Origin of the sequence: Streptomyces tyrfis (genome assembly GCF_037034285.1) — a bacterium.
Lineage (GTDB): Bacteria > Actinomycetota > Actinomycetes > Streptomycetales > Streptomycetaceae > Streptomyces.
The window spans coordinates 15,485-33,780 of sequence record NZ_JBAGJZ010000008.1 but is presented as its reverse complement, the minus strand read 5'-3'; the positions used below and the strand labels follow the sequence as shown (position 1 = coordinate 33,780).

At 73.8% G+C, this 18,296-nt stretch carries 17 protein-coding genes; 8 read left to right on the top strand and 9 right to left on the bottom strand.

Annotated features, from left to right (window positions below):
- The first annotated feature begins 3 nt into the window (after positions 1 to 3).
- Genes rimI through WA762_RS08255 form a run of 3 tightly spaced genes read left to right on the top strand, consistent with a single transcriptional unit; the run spans position 4 to position 1,996 of the window.
- Positions 4 to 585, top strand: a complete 582-nt coding sequence (gene rimI / locus WA762_RS08265; RefSeq protein WP_335934635.1) for a ribosomal protein S18-alanine N-acetyltransferase — start codon at positions 4 to 6, stop codon at positions 583 to 585.
- Entirely contained in the window at positions 585 to 1,715 is a 1,131-nt protein-coding gene (gene tsaD / locus WA762_RS08260; RefSeq protein ID WP_335934323.1) for a tRNA (adenosine(37)-N6)-threonylcarbamoyltransferase complex transferase subunit TsaD, read from the top strand. Before rimI ends, tsaD begins: the two co-directional genes overlap by 1 nt.
- A complete protein-coding gene (locus tag WA762_RS08255; protein ID WP_335934321.1) occupies positions 1,712 to 1,996 on the top strand; it encodes a hypothetical protein in 285 nt (94 codons plus the stop codon). Before tsaD ends, WA762_RS08255 begins: the two co-directional genes overlap by 4 nt.
- Before the next feature lie 77 nt (positions 1,997 to 2,073).
- On the opposite strand, the gene WA762_RS08250 is transcribed toward WA762_RS08255, so the two are convergent.
- Together WA762_RS08250 and WA762_RS08245 are read right to left on the bottom strand one after the other, a co-directional pair.
- Positions 2,074 to 2,661 (bottom strand): DUF1203 domain-containing protein, encoded by a 588-nt coding sequence (locus tag WA762_RS08250; protein ID WP_335934319.1) that lies wholly within the window; start codon positions 2,659 to 2,661, stop codon positions 2,074 to 2,076.
- A gap of 151 nt (positions 2,662 to 2,812) precedes the next feature.
- Positions 2,813 to 3,601 carry a TetR/AcrR family transcriptional regulator gene (locus WA762_RS08245; RefSeq protein WP_335934317.1) on the bottom strand — a complete coding sequence of 263 codons (789 nt, stop codon included), beginning with the start codon at positions 3,599 to 3,601 and terminating at the stop codon, positions 2,813 to 2,815.
- A gap of 125 nt (positions 3,602 to 3,726) precedes the next feature.
- Here WA762_RS08245 and WA762_RS08240 point away from each other — a divergent pair, with 125 nt between their 5' ends.
- Complete coding sequence (locus WA762_RS08240; RefSeq protein WP_335934315.1) at positions 3,727 to 5,205, top strand: MFS transporter; 1,479 nt, start codon at positions 3,727 to 3,729, stop codon at positions 5,203 to 5,205.
- 90 nt (positions 5,206 to 5,295) lie between these two features.
- Here WA762_RS08240 and WA762_RS08235 read toward each other — a convergent pair whose 3' ends face one another.
- Positions 5,296 to 5,916 carry a class I SAM-dependent methyltransferase gene (locus WA762_RS08235; RefSeq protein WP_335934313.1) on the bottom strand — a complete coding sequence of 207 codons (621 nt, stop codon included), beginning with the start codon at positions 5,914 to 5,916 and terminating at the stop codon, positions 5,296 to 5,298.
- A gap of 102 nt (positions 5,917 to 6,018) precedes the next feature.
- Between WA762_RS08235 and WA762_RS08230 the strand changes: the two genes are divergently transcribed.
- On the top strand, positions 6,019 to 6,687 hold the full coding sequence (locus tag WA762_RS08230) for a hypothetical protein (protein WP_335934312.1): 669 nt from the start codon (positions 6,019 to 6,021) through the stop codon (positions 6,685 to 6,687).
- A 214-nt stretch (positions 6,688 to 6,901) separates the two neighbouring features.
- Here WA762_RS08230 and WA762_RS08225 read toward each other — a convergent pair whose 3' ends face one another.
- On the bottom strand, positions 6,902 to 8,074 hold the full coding sequence (locus tag WA762_RS08225) for a THUMP-like domain-containing protein (protein WP_335934632.1): 1,173 nt from the start codon (positions 8,072 to 8,074) through the stop codon (positions 6,902 to 6,904).
- A gap of 356 nt (positions 8,075 to 8,430) precedes the next feature.
- Here WA762_RS08225 and WA762_RS08220 point away from each other — a divergent pair, with 356 nt between their 5' ends.
- From WA762_RS08220 to groL, 3 genes are all read left to right on the top strand, one after another.
- Positions 8,431 to 9,435 carry a polysaccharide deacetylase family protein gene (locus WA762_RS08220; protein WP_335934310.1) on the top strand — a complete coding sequence of 335 codons (1,005 nt, stop codon included), beginning with the start codon at positions 8,431 to 8,433 and terminating at the stop codon, positions 9,433 to 9,435.
- 722 nt (positions 9,436 to 10,157) lie between these two features.
- The gene (gene groES, locus WA762_RS08215) at positions 10,158 to 10,466 is read left to right on the top strand and encodes a co-chaperone GroES (protein WP_073786877.1); all 309 of its coding nucleotides are present in this window, start codon (positions 10,158 to 10,160) and stop codon (positions 10,464 to 10,466) included.
- A 101-nt stretch (positions 10,467 to 10,567) separates the two neighbouring features.
- Complete coding sequence (groL, locus tag WA762_RS08210) at positions 10,568 to 12,193, top strand: chaperonin GroEL (protein ID WP_335934306.1); 1,626 nt, start codon at positions 10,568 to 10,570, stop codon at positions 12,191 to 12,193.
- A 334-nt stretch (positions 12,194 to 12,527) separates the two neighbouring features.
- Here groL and WA762_RS08205 read toward each other — a convergent pair whose 3' ends face one another.
- From WA762_RS08205 to WA762_RS08185, 5 genes are all read right to left on the bottom strand, one after another.
- Positions 12,528 to 13,556 carry a hydroxyacid dehydrogenase gene (locus WA762_RS08205; protein ID WP_335934304.1) on the bottom strand — a complete coding sequence of 343 codons (1,029 nt, stop codon included), beginning with the start codon at positions 13,554 to 13,556 and terminating at the stop codon, positions 12,528 to 12,530.
- 47 nt (positions 13,557 to 13,603) lie between these two features.
- Positions 13,604 to 14,458 carry a carbohydrate ABC transporter permease gene (locus WA762_RS08200; protein WP_335934302.1) on the bottom strand — a complete coding sequence of 285 codons (855 nt, stop codon included), beginning with the start codon at positions 14,456 to 14,458 and terminating at the stop codon, positions 13,604 to 13,606.
- A complete protein-coding gene (locus tag WA762_RS08195; RefSeq protein WP_335934300.1) occupies positions 14,455 to 15,348 on the bottom strand; it encodes a carbohydrate ABC transporter permease in 894 nt (297 codons plus the stop codon). Before WA762_RS08195 ends, WA762_RS08200 begins: the two co-directional genes overlap by 4 nt.
- Complete coding sequence (locus WA762_RS08190) at positions 15,348 to 16,676, bottom strand: ABC transporter substrate-binding protein (protein ID WP_335934298.1); 1,329 nt, start codon at positions 16,674 to 16,676, stop codon at positions 15,348 to 15,350. The genes WA762_RS08195 and WA762_RS08190 overlap by 1 nt, the downstream gene beginning before the upstream one ends.
- Before the next feature lie 319 nt (positions 16,677 to 16,995).
- Positions 16,996 to 18,087 carry a substrate-binding domain-containing protein gene (locus WA762_RS08185; protein ID WP_335934296.1) on the bottom strand — a complete coding sequence of 364 codons (1,092 nt, stop codon included), beginning with the start codon at positions 18,085 to 18,087 and terminating at the stop codon, positions 16,996 to 16,998.
- Between the last annotated feature and the right edge of the window lie 209 nt (positions 18,088 to 18,296).

The window sequence follows — 18,296 nt, the reverse complement described above, 5'->3', positions numbered from 1 at the left end:
GAGATGCGCTGGTGGGACATCGACCCGGTGCTGGAGCTGGAAGCCGAGCTGTTCCCGGAGGACGCCTGGTCGGCCGGCATGTTCTGGTCCGAGCTGGCGCACTCCCGAGGCCCGGGGGCCACCCGCCGCTATGTCGTCGCCGAGGACCCCGCCACCGGCCGGATCGTCGGCTACGCCGGCCTCGCCGCGGCCGGGGACCTCGCGGACGTGCAGACGATCGGCGTCACCCGCGGTCACTGGGGCGGCGGTCTGGGCTCCGCCCTCCTCACCGACCTGCTGAAACACGCCACGGCCTTCGAGTGCGCCGAGGTGCTCCTCGAAGTCCGCGTGGACAACACCCGGGCGCAGAGGCTGTACGAACGCTTCGGCTTCGAACCGATCGGCTTCCGCCGCGGCTACTACCAGCCGGGCAACGTCGACGCGCTCGTGATGCGCCTGCGCGTGCGCGAGAACCTGGAACGCGCGGCGGACGACGCGGACGGCACGGAAGGCACGGACGCGGAGGGCGGGGGCGCGGGCGGCGCGCGGCGGCCCGCCGGAGCACTGGACGTACAAGAGCCCGCAATGGAAACAGGGACTGACTGATGGCTGACGAACCGCTCGTACTCGGCATCGAGACCTCCTGCGACGAGACCGGCGTCGGCATCGTCCGGGGCACCACGCTGCTCGCCGACGCCGTCGCCTCCAGCGTCGACACGCACGCCCGGTTCGGCGGCGTCGTCCCGGAGATCGCGTCCCGCGCGCACCTGGAGGCGATGGTCCCCACCATCGAGCGCGCCCTGAAGGAGGCCGGGGTCGGTGCCCGCGACCTCGACGGGATCTCCGTCACGGCCGGTCCCGGCCTCGCGGGCGCGCTGCTGGTCGGCGTCTCGGCGGCGAAGGCGTACGCGTACGCGCTGGGCAAGCCGCTCTACGGGGTGAACCACCTCGCCTCGCACATCTGCGTCGACCAGCTGGAGCACGGCCCGCTGCCCGAGCCGACGATGGCGCTGCTGGTCAGCGGCGGCCACTCCTCGCTCCTGCTGGCCCCGGACATCACCGCCGACGTGCGGCCGCTGGGCGCGACCATCGACGACGCGGCGGGCGAGGCGTTCGACAAGATCGCCCGGGTGCTGGACCTGGGCTTCCCCGGCGGCCCGGTCATCGACCGGCTGGCGCGCGAGGGGGACCCGGCGGCGATCGCGTTCCCGCGCGGCCTGAGCGGCTCCCGGGACCCCGCGTACGACTTCTCCTTCTCCGGCCTGAAGACCTCGGTGGCCCGCTGGGTCGAGGCCAAGCGCGCGGCGGGCGAGGAGGTGCCGGTACGGGACGTGGCGGCGTCCTTCCAGGAGGCCGTGGTGGACGTGCTCACCCGCAAGGCCGTCCGGGCGTGCAAGGACGAGGGCGTCGACCACCTGATGATCGGCGGCGGCGTCGCGGCCAACTCGCGGCTGCGGGCACTGGCCGAGGAGCGCTGCGAACGGGCCGGCATCCGGCTGCGGGTGCCGCGGCCGAAGCTGTGCACGGACAACGGGGCGATGGTCGCCGCGCTGGGCGCGGAGATGGTCGCCCGGGGCCGGCCCGCCTCGGACTGGGAGCTCTCCGCGGACTCCTCGCTTCCGGTCACGGACGCCCATGTGCCCGGCGCCCACGCCCAGGAGCGGGGGAACGCGCACGGGCACGCGCACGACCACGATCACGTGCACGAGATCAGCAAGGAGAACCTCTACTCATGAGCGCCGCCGCCGTCGCGCTGATGTGGGAGGCCCGCGCCGTCGCCGGCCGCGGACCGGAACTCCTGGAGTGGGCGCGCGCCCGCGCCGCCGAACTGGCCCGCGAGCCGCTGCGCCGGGAACTGCTGCGCGCCCCGCAGGACCGGGTGCTGGTCATCACCTGGTGGGACGCGTCCTTCGGCGACGACCTGCCCGAACTCCCGGAGCCCGCAGCCGAGTTGATCACGCGCCCGGTGCACCGCTGGCGCTTCGAGTCGCTGGGGGCCGTGGAGTCCGCCGACTGAGCGCACCCCGGACCGGACGGGGTCCGGGGCCGACCGGGGCGCGTCGCGGGGACGGGCGGCGGCGCGGGAAGCGGGGGCTACGGACGCCGCACCTCGAAGAGGAAGCAGCCGTACTCCAGGGCGCGCACGTGCACCAGGGCCACCGCCGGATCGGCGAAGGCCTCCGCGAGCACCCGGTCGAACCCCGCCCCGGCGTCCTCGGGGATCTCGAAGGGGCGGCCCCCGACGATGCGTCCCCCGGCGTCGTAGCGGCGGACGGTGCGCAGGGCCCCCGGCCGCGCGAAGGGGTAGCCGCGGGCGTCCCCGGGGCCCGCGCACTCCTCGGCGTGGATGAACACCGGGCCCGTCTCGTCGTACGCCCCCGGCTCGGCGCCCGCCGCCGCGGCCCAGCGCCGCAGCGGCGCGTACGAGACGAGCGCCACCCGCTCGCCCGCCTCGACGGGCCGCAGGCAACAGCGCAGCGGGCTGCCCACGCAGTCGACGGGGACCCCGTCCTCGCGCGCGGTGAACGGCCGGGCGGGCCGTCCGGAGTCGTCGGCGCGGCGGAGCCCGGCGAGCGCGGCGGGCGGGATGGGCAGGGGCGTGTACGCGGTGGCCGTGGCGGCGCCCGCGGTCGCCGTGGTCGTGGTCTCGGCTGTGGTCGTGGTCCTGGTCGTGGTGGTCATGGGGCCAGTCTCGGAGCGGCCCGTCCGGCATACCGGCGGATTCGCGACATGGAGGCAGCCCCGGCGCGGGCCGGGGGTCGCCCGTGCCCGGGGCGCCCGCCGCGCGGGGCCTCCACGGTCCGGGGCGGCCGCCCGGTCGGCCGGCCGCCGGTCAGTCGGCCCGGGAGCCGTGGCGGAGCAGGCCCTCGACGATCGCGTCCAGCTCCTCGGCCGGCTCGTAGTCCTCGGCGTACTCCCGCCAGCGGTCCTTGACCGCGGTGAGCCGGGGCAGCTCGGCGGCGTCCTCCTCGGTGATCATCTCGGGGAAGTACCGGCGTCCGCTCGGCGGGTTCTCGGCGCGACGCTCGGCCGCCCTGCGGAAGACCAGGTCGCCGTAGACGTAGCTCCAGATCGTCCGGTACGCGCGCACCGCGCGGGCGGGGGAGAGGCCGCAGGCGAGGGCGCAGTCGACGATCTCCTCGACCATCCACAGCGCGTTCCTGTCGGTCAGCTCGCCCAGGGCCAGCACGTCCAGCACCCAGGGCAGCCGGGCGAGGACGGAGTGCATGTGCACCGCCACCGCGAGCAGCCGTTCGCGCGGGTCCTTTGGCAGCTCGGGGCGGGGGAAGGCGTCCGCCGTGCCCGACAGGGTGAGCATCAGCAGCTCGTCCTTGTCCCGCACGTAGTGGTACAGCGCCATCGGCGTGGAGCCCAGCTCTTTGGCCACCCGCCGCATGCTCAGCGCGGCCACGCCCTCCTCCTCGATGATGCGGCGCGCCGTGGCGACCATCGCGTCCGGGTCGAGCCTGCGGGGGCGTCCGACGGACCGCTTCCCGGTGGCCCGCTCGCCGCCGCCGTCCGCCGGCCGCGCGTCGCCGTCCGCCGTCCGCTTCCCGGCCGTCCGCTTCTTCGCCGTCCGCGCGGGCGTCCCCGGCTCCGGCGGCTGTTCTCTCTCTGGCACTCCGGCATTGTCCCCCGCCCGTCCCGGCTCGGCTCCCGGGGCGTTCCGGCCATTTCTATACGCGTATAGTAATTAATCCGGCCGCCGAAGGGGCGGCGGAGTGGGCACGAGCGGAAGGGGACGTCGTGGACGACCGGTCGCGGCGCACACGTTGGCTGCTGGCGGTGGCGCTCACCGTGCAGTTCCTGGTGGCGTTGGACATGTCCGTGGTGAACGTCGCGCTGCCGGCGATCCGGCACGGGCTCGGCTTCGGCGCGGAGGGGCTCCTGTGGGTGGTGAACGCCTACGCGCTGGCGTTCGGCGGGCTGCTGATGCTCGGCGGACGCCTCGCGGACCTGGTGGGCAGCCGCCGGGTGCTGACGACCGGGCTGGCGCTGTTCGGCGCCGCGAGCCTGGCCGGGGGACTGGCGACCTCGCCCGGCGCGCTGGTCGCCGCGCGGGCGGCGCAGGGGGTCGGCGCGGCGGCGCTGGCCCCGGTCGCGTTCGCCCTGATCGCCCTGGCCTTCCCGGCCGGGCCCGCCCGGTCCCGCGCGCTCGGGCTGTGGGGCATGGCGGGGGCCGCGGGCGGCGCGGTCGGCGTGCTCGCCGGAGGACTGCTCACCGACGCCGCGGGCTGGCGGGCGGTGATGCTGATCAACGTGCCGATCGTGCTGTTCGCCCTGGTGGGGGCGGCGCGCACCGGGCTGCGGAGCGGCACCGTCCGGACCGGGGCCCGGCTCGACGTGGCCGGGGCGCTGCTCGCCACCGCGGGCACCACGCTGCTGGTCCTCGGGCTGGTCGGCACCTCGGTCCACCCATGGGGCTCGGCCCGGACGCTGAGCACGCTCGGCGCCGCCGCGCTGCTGCTGATCGCGTTCACCGCCGTCGAGCTGCGGACCCGGAACCCGCTGCTCCGACCCGGGCTGCTGAGGGGGCGGCCGGTGCTGACCGCGAACCTGTTCGCCCTGCTGCTCAGCTCCGGCCAGTTCGCCGCGTTCTACTTCGTCTCGCTCTTCATGCAGCTGGTGCTCGGCTACGGGCCGACCGCCGCGGGCGCCGCCTTCCTGCCGTTCACGGCGGGCGTCGTCACGGGCTCGGTCATCGCCACCCGGACGGTCGCGCGGCTCGGCACCCGGCGGCTGCTGGCGTCGGGCGGCGCCCTCGCCGCGCTCGGACTCGCCGGGTTCGCGGCGACCGCGGTGGCCGACGGGAGCTTCCTGTACTCGATCCTCGGACCGTCCCTGGTGTGCAGCGTCGGCATCGGCATGTGCTTCGTGCCGCTGGGCACCGCCGCCACGACCGATGTCGCGCCCGAGGAGACCGGCATGGCCTCCGGGCTGCTGAACAGCGCCCGCCAGGTGGGCGGCTCGCTGGGGCTCGCGGTCCTGGTCACCGTCGCCGCCGGGGCCACCGGCGACGGGCGGCGGCCGTCCGACCTCGCGGCCGGTTACGCGGCCGCGTTCTGGGTCTGCGCGGGGCTGCTCGCGGCCGCCGCGCTGGCGGCCCTGGTGCTGCTCCCGCGCACGGCGGCACGGGACGCCCCGGCCGCCGCCGCTCCGGGGGACGCCCGGGAGGACTCCGGGGCGGGCGCCGGCCCGGCCGCCTCCCCGTCGACGCGGGGATGACGCCCGGCGGCCGGCGGGGGCGGACCGCCCGGTGGGAGTACGGGGCCTCGCCCGTACGGGCGGTCCGCGCCCGTGGTCGCCCCGCCCCCGTCAGCGCAGGGCCACGCCCAGGGAGCCGGCTCCCAGCGCCTTCGGCGCGCCCCTCTCGTAGAACACGTCCAGGTCGACGATGGTGAAGCCCGCCGCCGTCAGCATCCCCGTGACCGACCGGTTCAGCCGGCACCCCGCGAGGAGCCGCCGCTCCAGCGGGTCGAGGCGGCGCTGCCAGCGGCGTACGCTCTCGTCCTCCTCCGGGGCCAGCCCGTGCTCCAGGAAGTGCAGCGTCCCGCCGGGCCTGAGGACCCGCCGCAGCTCGCGCAGCGCCGCGTCGGCGTCGGGGACGGTGCACAGCGTCCAGGTGGACAGCGCGCCGTCGAAGATCTCGTCGTCGAACGGCAGGTACTGGCAGTCCAGCCCCACGCGCCGGACCGGGGTGCGCCCCGCGTCGATCCGTTCCCGGGCCAGCCGCCAGCCGAGGTCGGACGGCTCGATCGCGGCCACGTCGGTGACGGCCGCCGGGTAGAAGGGCACATTGCGCCCGGAACCGAACCCGATCTCGATGATCTCGCCGTACAGGCCCTCGCAGACCCGGCGCCGCAGCGGTTCGGTCGACCTCATCCCGCCGACGGCGTCGACGAGCCGGGGCACGATCCGTTCGGCGTAGAACCCCATCGCGAACCTCCGTGTGTCCCTCTCCCAGCATGGCACCGGGGCGATCCGGGCGCATCGTGCCGCCCGGCGGGGCCCCGGCGCGGCCCCGATAGGGTCGGGCCCATGTCCTCGCGCTCCCAACTGCCGCCGCCCCCACCCCCCGTGGAGATACGCGCCTGGCCCGACGACGGGGCGATGCTCGCCGACCGGGCCGCGGTGCTCGGGGAACTGGTGCGCAAGCACGTCTCGCCCGGACGGCTGGCCCTGCTGTGGCTGTGGGGCGCGCTCTGCGCGATCGGCTGGTCGCTGGTGTGCGCGGCGCTGGTCACGTTCCAGGAGACCCACGACGAGATCTTCGGCGTCGGGATCGCGCTGATCCTCGCCGTCATGGGCCTCGGCTTCGCGGTGCCCGGGGCCCTGCTCGTCGCCGCCGGGCTGGGCCGCGACCGCGAGATCCGCGGACTGCTCGACGCCTGGGGCGAGTTGGCCCGCGATCCGGAGCGCGACGCCCGGCTGCGGATGCCCGGGGCGGGCCTGCTCTGGCTGCTGCCGTCGTACGCGCTGTGCGGGCTCGGGCTCTACCTCTGCGTCGCGGTCCCCGCGACCGACGAGGGGCTCGGGGAGACCTACGGGCAGGCCGCCCTGATCATGGGGCTCGGGATGATCTCCTGGATCACCGGGCTGATCGGGATCGTCAAGGCGTTCGCACACCGCCGCTGGGTGATGCGGGTGCTGGTCGGCGCGCCCCGCCCGGAACCGCTCTTCTCGGTCGGCGGCGGCGCGCACCGCTGACCTGCCCGGGCCGGTCGGAGACAGGCCGAACGCGTTCGGCCGGACGGGGGGCGTCGCATGGCGTGGCACTGGTGGGCGGTCATCCTCCTCCGGACGGGCGGCCTGACGGCCGCCGGCCCGCCCTTCCGCGCCGGCCCGCCCTTCCGCGCCGGCCCGCCCTTTCGCGCCGCGCCCCGCTCGCCCGGCCTCGCCCCGCCCTTCCGCGTCCGTCCGCTCAGGCGGGGGCCGTCACCGGGTGGCCGATCAGCATCGTCGGGGCCCCGGCCACCCGGGTGAGGAAGACCGTGGCGGCGTTCGGCCCCCGCAGCTTCATCCGGCGGCGCAGCTCCTCCGGCTCGACCGCCGAGCCGCGCTTCTTCACCGTCAGCACGCCGACCTCCCGCTCCCGCAGCAGCGCCCTCAGCCTCTTCAGGTTGAACGGCAGCTGGTCGGTGATCTCGTACCCGGAGGTGTACGGGGACGCGTACGGGCGGTCGCTCGTGACGTACGCGATGGTCTCGTCGATCAGCCGGCCGTCGCACCGCGCCACGACGTCCGCGACCAGATGGGCCCGGATCACCGCGCCGTCCGGCTCGTACAGATAGCGCCCGACCGGGCCGACCGGCGGGGCGGGCAGCGGCTCCGCGGACCACAGCCCGGCCCCGGACGGGAGCACGGTGGCGCGGTGCGCGCCCGGCGTGAAGCCCGCGCCGAACCACAGCACCGCCTCCTTCACGTCGCCGCCGTCCGAGATCCACTCGGCCTCCGCCTGCTCCGGGACCGTCTCGTGCGGGATGCCGGGGGCGACCTTCAGCGCGGCGCGCGGAGCCCGCAGCGCGGCCCCGGTCGCCCAGGACAGCGGCGGCGAGTAGGCCTCGGGGTCGAAGATCCGGCCCCGGCCGCCGCGCCGGGCCGGGTCGACGAAGACCGCGTCGTAACCCGAGACGTCGACCTCGGCGACGTCGGCGCACCGCACCTCGATCAGCTCCGCCAGCCCCAGCGCGGCGGCGTTGGCGCGGGCCACCTCGGCGGTCAGCGGGTCCCGGTCCACGGCCAGCACCCGGATGCCCGCCCGGGCGAACGCGATCGCGTCGCCGCCGATCCCGCAGCAGAGGTCCGCGACGCTCCGCACCCCGCCCGCCCCGGCGAACCGCCGCGCCCGGTGCGCGGCCACCGACGTCCGGGTCGCCTGCTCGACGCCGTTCGGCGTGAAGAACATCCGGTGCGCGTCCTCGGCGCCGAACTTCGCCGCCGCCCGCTGCCGAAGCCGCGCCTGTCCCAGCGCCGCCGACACCAGGGCGGCCGGATGCGTGCGGCGCAGCCGGGTCGCGGTGGCCAGCTCCCGGGCGGGGTCGTACGACCGCAGCTCGTCCAGGAGCGCCGCCCCCTCGGGGGAGCGCAGGGCCAGGAAGGCGGCGAGCGGATCGTCGGCGCCGGACGGGGCGTCGGCCCCGGACCGGGCCCGGGCGCCGGACGGGCCGGCCGCGCCCGCCGGGGCGCCGGGGCCGGTGTCCGCGCCGGTGTCCGCGTCGGACGTGGCATTCGGGTCGTTCGGTCCTGCCGGGTCGGGCGTACCGGCCGGGTCGTTCGGGTCGAGAGCGTTCACCCGCCCCATTGTGAGCCAGTCGGGGTGAGCCAGTCGGGTCGACCACCGGGACCGGCGGCGGTGTCGGCCCGGAGCGCCCCGCCCGCTCTGGCAGGATGCGACGCCGACCGTCATTTATACGACTAATGCGACTAATGCGACAAAAGGAAGGCTGAGCCATGACAGCGTGTGAATCGGGCCCGTGCCCCTCCCGCGGGCCGCGCGCCGCGGGGCGCCGGCCGGCCCGCGCGGTCCTGGCCGCACTCCTGGTCGCCGCCGTCGGCTCGGGATGCGCCTCCGGGGCCGGGGAGCGGGCGGAGGCCGGACCCTCCGCGGGCCCCTCCGCCGAGATGTTCGGCGTGCCGCCCTCCGGCCGGCCCGGCGGCCCCGGGCACCGGGCGGGCGCGGGGCTGCCCGCCGACCGCGGCGCGCCCGGCGCGGCGCGGGAGAACGCCGCGCTCGCCCCCGCCGTACGGGCGGCCCTCGCCAAGAAGTGGGGGCTGGTCCGCGCCCCGCTGATCGCGCCCCCGCCGCCCGCCGCCAGACCGCGCCTCACCACCCGCCCGGGCTTCGAGGTCACGGGCGGCGACCCCTCGCTCCCGCCGGTCTTCACCACCGTCCCGACCAAGGAGCGGGTGGTGTTCCTGACCATGGACGACGGCGCGGAGAAGGACCCCGAACTGCTCCGGATGATGGACGAGCTGGACATCCCGTACAGCGCGTTCCTCAGCGACCACGAGGTGAACGGCGGCTACGGGTACTTCGGCGAGGCCCAGCGGCTGGGCGTCACCCTCAACAACCACACCCTCAACCACCGCTATCTGCCCGGGCTCTCCCACGAGGAGCAGAAGCGCGAGATCTGTGGGCAGCAGGACGTCATCCAGAAGCAGTTCGGGAAGCGGCCGGTCCTCTTCCGCCCGCCGTACGGGAACTACAACCGGGACACCCTCCGCATCGCGAAGTCCTGTGGCGTCAAGGCCGTGCCGCTCTGGAACGCGGAGGCCTTCCCGGACCACATGGAGTGGCGCGAGGGGGACGGGAAGCTGCGCCCCGGCGACATCATCCTCACGCACTTCCGGGGGCGCGGTGAGTGGGGCGCCGACATGACCGACCTGGTCCGCGCCGTCATGAAGACGATCACCGACCAGGGGTTCGCCGTGGCCCGGCTGGAGGACTACGTATGAGACGAGCGGGGCGAGCGGGGCGGGCGGGACGGGCGCGCCGGCTGATCGCCGGGGCGCTGGCGGCCGGGGCGCTGCTGACCGCGACGGCCGGGTGCGCCCAGTCGGTCGACCCGATCGAACGGCTGGGCCGCAAGGCCGCCCGGAACATGACCCACCCCCGGCCGAAACCCGCCGCGGGCCCCCGCGCGCACCCGGGGGACCGCCCGCCCCCCGGCCCCGGCGCGGACCCCGGCGCACCGGCCGCCTGCCCTCGGCCGCCCGAGCCCCGGCACTCGCCGCCGTCGCCGCCGCCGAGGCACGGGTGGCCGGAACGCCCGGGGCCGTACGTGGGGACGGGCGCCGGCACCGGGTGCGCGCGGCGGTAGTCCTCCCGCCCGGCCGGCACGGTCGCCGCGCACGGCGGCGGCGCGGCCGGGATCGTGCGGAACGGGACGCTCCGTCCCCGCCCCGGCCCGGCGGCGGCCGGATCGCCGCGGGCGGGCGCGCGGCGGGCGGCGGGCGGGCGCCGCGCGGGGGGATCCGGGACGCCACGACTGGCTGAATTGGCACTCCGCTTGACCGAGTGCTAATCGCGGTCATAGTCTCGGTGCTGGCACTCACCACTGGAGAGTGCCAGCAGTACTGTGCGACGGGCAGGTCCGGCACCCGCGACGACGGATTTACCTGGTCGCCACACCACAGACTCTTAACCCCGTGAGATCTCCGAAGGGGGAGACCGGATCGTGTCGACCGCCAGCACCAAGGTTGCGATCAAGCCGCTCGAAGACCGCATTGTGGTCCAGCCGCTCGACGCCGAGCAGACCACGGCCTCCGGCCTGGTCATCCCGGACACCGCCAAGGAGAAGCCCCAGGAGGGCGTCGTCCTGGCCGTGGGCCCGGGCCGCTTCGAGAACGGCGAGCGCCTGCCGCTCGACGTCAAGACCGGCGACATCGTGCTGTACAGCAAGTACGGCGGCACCGAGGTGAAGTACAACAGCGAGGAGTACCTCGTTCTCTCGGCTCGCGACGTTCTCGCGATCATCGAGAAGTAATTCACCCACGTCTGCTTCCGTTCCGCGCCCCCGGGCCCCGTGCGTCCTGATCAGCCGGGCGGCCGGGGGCGCGGTTCGTTCGAGAGGAAAGCTCAGCTCCCATGGCGAAGATCCTGAAGTTCGACGAGGACGCCCGTCGCGCCCTTGAGCGCGGCGTCAACAAGCTTGCCGACACGGTCAAGGTGACGATCGGCCCCAAGGGCCGCAACGTCGTCATCGACAAGAAGTTCGGCGCCCCCACCATCACCAACGACGGTGTCACCATCGCGCGCGAGGTCGAGATCGAGGACCCGTACGAGAACCTCGGCGCCCAGCTGGTGAAGGAAGTCGCGACCAAGACCAACGACATCGCGGGCGACGGCACCACCACCGCCACCGTGCTGGCCCAGGCGCTGGTCCGCGAGGGTCTGCGCAACGTCGCCGCGGGCGCCTCCCCGGCCGCCCTGAAGAAGGGCATCGACGCCGCGGTCAAGGCCGTGTCCGAGGACCTCCTCGCGACCGCCCGACCGATCGACGACAAGTCCGACATCGCCGCCGTGGCCGCGCTCTCCGCGCAGGACCCGCAGGTCGGCGAGCTCATCGCGGACGCGATGGACAAGGTCGGCAAGGACGGCGTCATCACCGTCGAGGAGTCCAACACCTTCGGTCTGGACCTCGACTTCACCGAGGGCATGGCCTTCGACAAGGGCTACCTGTCCCCGTACATGGTGACCGACCAGGAGCGCATGGAGGCCGTCCTCGACGACCCGTACATCCTGGTCCACCAGGGCAAGATCGGCGCGATCCAGGAGCTTCTGCCGCTGCTGGAGAAGATCATCCAGGCCGGTGGCTCCAAGCCGCTGCTGATCATCGCCGAGGACGTCGAGGGCGAGGCGCTCTCCACCCTCGTCGTCAACAAGATCCGCGGCACCTTCAACGCCGTCGCGGTGAAGGCCCCGGGCTTCGGCGACCGCCGCAAGGCCATGCTCGGCGACATCGCCACCCTCACCGGTGCGACCGTCATCGCCGAGGAGGTCGGCCTCAAGCTCGACCAGGCCGGTCTGGACGTGCTGGGCACCGCCCGCCGCGTCACCGTCACCAAGGACGACACCACGATCGTGGACGGCGGCGGCGAGCCCGGCGACGTCAAGGGCCGGGTCAACCAGATCAAGGCCGAGATCGAGACCACGGACTCCGACTGGGACCGCGAGAAGCTCCAGGAGCGCCTTGCGAAGCTGGCCGGCGGCGTCTGCGTGATCCGCGTCGGTGCGGCCACCGAGGTGGAGCTCAAGGAGAAGAAGCACCGTCTGGAGGACGCCATCTCCGCGACCCGCGCCGCGGTCGAGGAGGGCATCGTCTCCGGTGGTGGCTCCGCTCTGGTCCACGCCGTCAAGGTCCTGGACGACAACCTCGGCAAGACCGGCGACGAGGCCACCGGTGTCGCGGTCGTGCGCCGCGCCGCCGTCGAGCCGCTGCGCTGGATCGCCGAGAACGCCGGCCTGGAGGGCTACGTCATCACCTCCAAGGTCGCCGAGCTCGACAAGGGCCAGGGCTTCAACGCCGCGACCGGCGAGTACGGCGACCTGGTGAAGGCCGGCGTCATCGACCCGGTCAAGGTCACCCGCTCCGCGCTGGAGAACGCCGCGTCCATCGCGTCGCTGCTGCTCACGACCGAGACCCTGGTCGTCGAGAAGCCGGCCGAGGAGGAGGCCGAGGCCGGCCACGGCGGCCACGGCCACGCGCACTGAGGCGTCACCCCGGCACCAGCCACCGAGGCCCGGTATCCCGTCGCGGGACACCGGGCCTCGGCCTGTGCGGGGGTCAGGGACGGCCGCACACCGTAGGACGCGTCGCACCGGCCCGGGCGGGCGCCGCCCCCTCCGGCGGGGCGAGCCCGACGCACCCCGGCGGCCTCGGCCTCAGGCGGGCCCGGTCCCGGCCCCGGCAGGCCCGGCCCCCGGCGGCCCCCGGCGGCCCCCGGCAGGCGCCGGCCCGGGCGGGCGCCGGCCCCGGACACGCGGACGGCCCGTGGCCAAAGGGCCACGGGCCGGGGAAGGGGCGGGCGGAGGGCCCGCGGCGCGGTCAGGCCGAGTGCGGCAGCGCTCCCGCGCGGACCGGGTCCGCGAACGGCCGCCCCCGCGCGTAGCGTTCCAGCTCGTCCAGCGCCTGGTCGGCCATCCGGTGCAGCTCGTTGCCGAGCGAGCCCGCCACGTGCGGGGTGAGCAGGACGTTCGGCAGCTCGAACAACGGAGAGCCGACGGGCGGGAGCTCGGGGTCCGTCACGTCCAGCACCGCGTGCAGCCGTCCGGAGACCAGCTCGGGCAGCAGCGCCTCCTCGTCGACCAGCGAGCCCCGCGAGGTGTTGATCAGCGTGGTCCCGGTCGCCATGGCGGAGAGCTGCGTCGCGCCGATCATGTGGTGCGTCTCCGGGAGCTGCGGGGCGTGCACCGAGACCACCGAGCTATGCGCGCACAGCTCGTCGAGCGGGGCGAGCCGGACGCCGAGCCGGCCCGCCTCCGCCTCGTCCACGTACGGGTCGTACAGCAGGACGTCCAGGTCGAAGGGGCGCAGCAGCTCGATGACGCGCCGGCCGATGCGGGAGGCGCCGACGACGCCGACGGTGCGGCGGTAGTTGCCGGAACCGTCGAGTTCCGCGAGCCAGTCGTGGTCGGCGCGCAGGGCGCGGTAGCGGTCGGCGGAGGTGAGGACGCGCTTGTTCGCGAAGAGGATCGCGGCGAGCGTGAACTCCGCGACCGGCAGCGCGTTGGCCCCGGCCGCCGAGGTGACGGCGATGCCGCGCTCCCAGCAGGCGTCGGTGATGTGGTGCTTCACGGAACCGGCCGCGTGCACCACGGCCCGCAGCCGGGGGGCCGTCGCCAGCACCTCGGCGGTCAGCGGGGTCGCGCCCCAGCAGGTGAACAGCACCTCCGCCTCGGCGAACGCGGCGGCCACCTCCGGCGACGGGTCGGTCAGGTCGTGGGCGACGAGGTGCGGGTCGGTGCGGGTGAGGGCGGCCAGCCGGGTGCGGTGGCGGTCGGCGAGCAGCCGGTCGGCGATGCCCGGGCCCATCGCGAGCAGGGCCTTCGGCCGGTTGTCAGTGGCGTGGGGCATGGTGGTACCCGTACTCCTCGGGGCTCGTGGGGGGCTCGTGGGAAGGGTCACTTGACGCTGCCGGCGGTCAGTCCGGCCTTCCAGTGCCGTTGGAGCGAGACGAAGGCGACGATCAGGGGGATGACGGCGAGGAGCGAGCCGGTGACGACGAGCGGGTAGAAGCTCGGCTCGCCGTGGGTGTTGGTGTTCCAGGAGTACAGGCCCAGGCTCAGGGGGAACAGCTTGCGGTCCGAGAGCATCACCAGGGGGAGGAAGAAGTTGTTCCAGATCGCGGTGAACTGGAAGAGGAAGACGGTCACGAAGCCGGGCATGATCATGCGCAGTCCGATGGACCAGAAGACGCGCAGCTCGCCGGCGCCGTCGATACGGGCGGCCTCCAGGGCCTCGTTGGGTATGTAGCCGGTGCTGAACACCCGGGCCAGATACACGCCGAACGGGTTGACCAGCACCGGGATCAGCACCGACCAGTAGGTGTTGACCAGGCCGGTCTTGGAGGCCAGCAGGTACATCGGCAGGGCCAGCGCGGTGGTCGGGACGAGCACGCCCATCAGCACCAGGCCGAACAGCTTCTCCTTGCCGCGGAACTCGTACTTGTCGAAGGCGTATCCGGCGGCCACGCAGATCAGCGAGCAGACGAGCGCGCCGACGCCCGCGTACAGGAGGCTGTTGAGGTACCAGCGGAAGTAGATGCCGTCGCCGTAGGAGGCCAGGTTCGACAGGTTCTCGCCGAGGTTGAAGCCCTGGAAGGAGAACGCGTTGCCGGCGAGCAGGTCGCCGGTGTCCTTCGTGGCGGCCGTGACCAGCCAGACCAGGGGGAAGAGCATGTAGACGACGGCGAGCAGGAGGAAGCCGTTGACGGCGGTCTTCGACATCCAGCGGCTTCGGGAGGCGGGGGAGTTCATGCTTTCTTGCCCTTCCGGCCGGTGAAGCGGGTGACGACGAAGGACAGCAGCGCGGCCGTGAGCGCCAGCAGGATGGACGCGGCCGCGGCGAGGCCGTAGTCGTTGCGTTCGAAGGCCGCGGTGTACGCGTACATGTTCGGCGTCCAGGTGGAGGTGACGGCGGAGCCCGTTCCCCGGTTGAGGATCAGGGGCTCGGTGAACAGCTGGAGCGAGCCGATGACCGTGAACAGGGCGACCATCACGACCGAGGCGCGGATCAGCGGCACCTTGATGCCGATCGCGATGCGCCAGGCGCCGGCCCCGTCGACGGTCGCCGCCTCCAGGACGGACCGGTCGATGGCCTGCAGCGCGGCGTAGAAGATCACCATGTTGTAGCCGAGCCACTCCCACAGGGCGATGTTCACGACGGACGGGAGGGCGCCCTCGGGCGAGAAGAAGTCGAAGCCGAGCCCGCCGGACTCCATGGCGCTGACGACCGGGCTGAGCTGGGGCGTGTAGAGGTAGACCCAGATCAGCGCGGCGATGATCCCGGGCACCGCGTGCGGCAGGAAGAGCGCGAGCTGGAAGAAGCGGCGGGCGCGGGCCAGCGCGGAGTCCAGCAGCAGGGCGAGGGCGAGGGCTCCGATGAGCAGCAGCGGGATGTAGAACAGGCAGTACCCGAGGAGCACGCCGAAGCCCTCGCGGAACGCCCGGTCGCCCAGGGCCGCCGTGTAGTTGTCGAGTCCGCTGAAGACGGTCTCGGTGCCGCCGAAGCCCAGGCCGGACTGTTTCTCGGTGAACAGGCTGAGCCAGACCGCGTATCCGATCGGCAGCACCATGGCCACGGTGAACAGTACGAAGAAGGGCCCCAGCAGAATGGCGGCGGCTCTGGTCGTCCGGGCGTGTTTCATCAGCCTGCGTCCTCGACCTTCAGACCGCGCTTCTTCAGCTCGGCGACGGTGGCGTCGTGGCCGGCCTTGACCGCGTCCTTGATGGTGGAGGAGCCGCTGGCGACCTTGCCGAACTGGTCCTTCAGGGTGGTGTTCGTGGTGCCGGTGGTCGGGCCCCAGCTCCAGTTCTGGCCGATGGACGCCGCGGCGCCCTCGAAGACCTGGTAGATGTCCTCGCCGCCGTAGTAACCGGCGTCGAACGCCTTCTTCGCGACCGGGCGCAGCGCGGACGCGGCCGGGAAGGCGCTGGAGGTGCCGGACTCGATGCGGGCCTTGATGCCCTCCTCGGTGGTCGACATCCAGGTGGCGAACTCGACCGCGGCCTCGGCCTTCTTGCTGTCCTTGGTCACCGCGAAGGTGGAGCCGCCGAGCATGCCGCTGGCCGGCTTGCCGTCCCAGCTGGGCATCGGGGCGACGGCCCACTTGCCGCTCTGCTCGGGCAGGGTGCCCTTGAGGACGCCGGCGCCCCAGGCGGCGCCGAGGTAGCCGATGGTGCCGCCGTTCTTGAGGGAGTTGGTCCACTCGGGGCTGAACGAGGCGTTCGAGCGGATCAGGTCGTCGTCGAGCAGGCCCTGCCAGTAGTCGGCGACCTTGTTGGTGGCGGCGTCGTTCGTGCTGACCTTCCAGGTGTCGCCCTCGGGCTTGTACCACTGGGCGCCGGCCTGCCAGGCCATCGCCTGGAACGTGGTCGGGTCGTCCGGGAAGAAGGTGCCGATCCGGGCCTTCTTGTCGGCCTTCTTGACCTTCTCGGCGGCCTTGCGGAAGTCGTCCCAGGTCTTGGGGACCTCGACGCCGTACTTCTCGAACAGGTCCTTGCGGTAGTAGAAGGCCTGCGGCGAGGCGTCGAACGGGACGGCCCAGCTCTTCCCGCCCAGCGTGGTCAGGTCCACGGCCTGGGGGAGCAGCTTCTTCTTGATGTCGTCGGTGAAGTACTTCCCGATGTCCTGGAGCGCGCCCTGGCTGACGTACTCCGGAAGCTGCGGGTACTCGATGGAGACCAGGTCGGGGGCGTTGCCCGCCTTGACCGCGTTGGAGATCTTGGCGTAGCCGCCGGCGTTGCCGGACGGGATCTCCTCGTAGACCACCTTGATGTTCTTGTGCGAGGCGTTGAAGGCGTCAACGACCTCCTTGGACCCCTTGGCCCAGCCCCAGAACGTGATGCTGACGGGCTTGCCGTCGCTTCCGGCGGAGGCTTTGTCGTCGCCGCTGCCGCCACAGGCCGTGAGAACGGCGAGTGCGGTGGCGGCGCCGACGACGGCGAGGGACGTTCTGCTCGAACTGCGGCTCACAGCGAGACTCCTGAACAGGCGACGACATTGGCGTTGGCCGAGATCTTTCGACCAGCCGTGACCGAAGTCAAGAGCGAAAGAGCGATTGATCGAAAAAAGATCAGATACATTACGTATCGAAGCGGGTGGAATGCCGTGTGCTACGAGCGGGTGACGGGCGGGAGAACACTCGCCCGCCGCCTCCCGCCCCCCGGCGCACCGCCGGGTACCCGCCACATCGGCGTCCCGGCGGCTCCGGGGGCGGACCGGCGTTCCGCCCCGCCCGCCGCGTCGTCGTTCCGCGGCCCCCGCGCGCCCGCGGCGCCGGGACGTCCGACGCCTACGACTCCGAGAGGGAGGCCCCGCAGGAGTCCCGCACCCTCAGCTGCGGCAGCAGCGTCAGATGCCGGCGGGGCGTCCCCTCCTCCCGGCCCAGCCGGTCCACCAGCAGTTCCGTGGCGTGTCGGCCCACGTCGCGCTTGGGCGGCGCCACCGCGGTGAGCGGGATGTCCGCGAGCCCCGCGACCTCGTCGTCGTAGGCGATCAGCGCCAGGTCGTCCGGCACTCGCACGTCCAGCTCGGCCAGGCGCTGCATCACCTGGATCGCGTCCACGTCGTTGTGGACCAGCGCCGCCGTCGCCGCCCCCGAGCGGACCGCCTCGTACAGCGCCCGCACGCCCTCCTCGAACGCCTCCGGCGCGAGCTCGGCGGGGACGGAGTCGATCACGTCCCGCGGCGGCCGCAGCCCGAGCACGTCCAGGGCCTCCGCGTACCCGGACCGCACCGCCACGGCGGTCGGGGAGTCGGCTCGGGCCATCAGCAGCGGCGCCTCGTGCCCGAGTCCCACCAGGTGGCGCATGGCGAGCAGCACCCCGTACGCGTGGTCCGAGCAGACCCGGTCCAGGCCGTCCAGCGGGGAGCCCGCGGCGGGCCTGCGCTCCAGCAGGACGGTCGGCACGGGCAGCGAGGCGATCCAGTCGCCGAACGCGGCGGGGTCGCCGGGGTGCTGCCAGCCCGGCGCGATCAGCAGCCCCTCGGCGCCCGCGGCCAGCAGTCCCTCGGTGCGGGCCTGGTCCTCCTGCGGGCGGTAGTCGGAGATCCGCAGGATCAGCCGGGCGCCCGCCCGGGCGGCGGCCTCGTGGGCGCCGCGGATCACCTCGGCGAAGTAGTACGTCGACGAGGGCGCGAGCATGCCCAGGACCAGGCCGTTCCCCCCGGGCGCCGGCGCGGGGGCGGGGGCGGCGTCGCGCGGCCAGGACACCGAGCCGTGCACCCGGTCGAGCAGGCCCCGGCCGGCCAGCTCCTCCACGTCCCGGCGCGCGGTGACGGGGGAGACCCCCAGCCGTGCGGCCAGGTCCGACACCCGGGCCGAGCCCCGTTCCCGTACCAGCGCCAGCAGGCGGTCATGACGTTCAGCAGCACTTTCGCGCACGGCGGCAGTCCCCTCGCAGTGTTGTGGCCCGGCCCCCGGCCCGGCCGGTGCCGGGGCCGTTGTCCGACCCTAGACCAACGTGATCGAACGATGGGAGTTTCGATCATTCAAACGCGATCCATTGACGTTCGATCAATCCGAGTCCAGGATTCCGGGCAGTCCGAGTCCGGGATTTCGGCAGGCCCGGGCCCGGGCGTCCGGTGACGCCG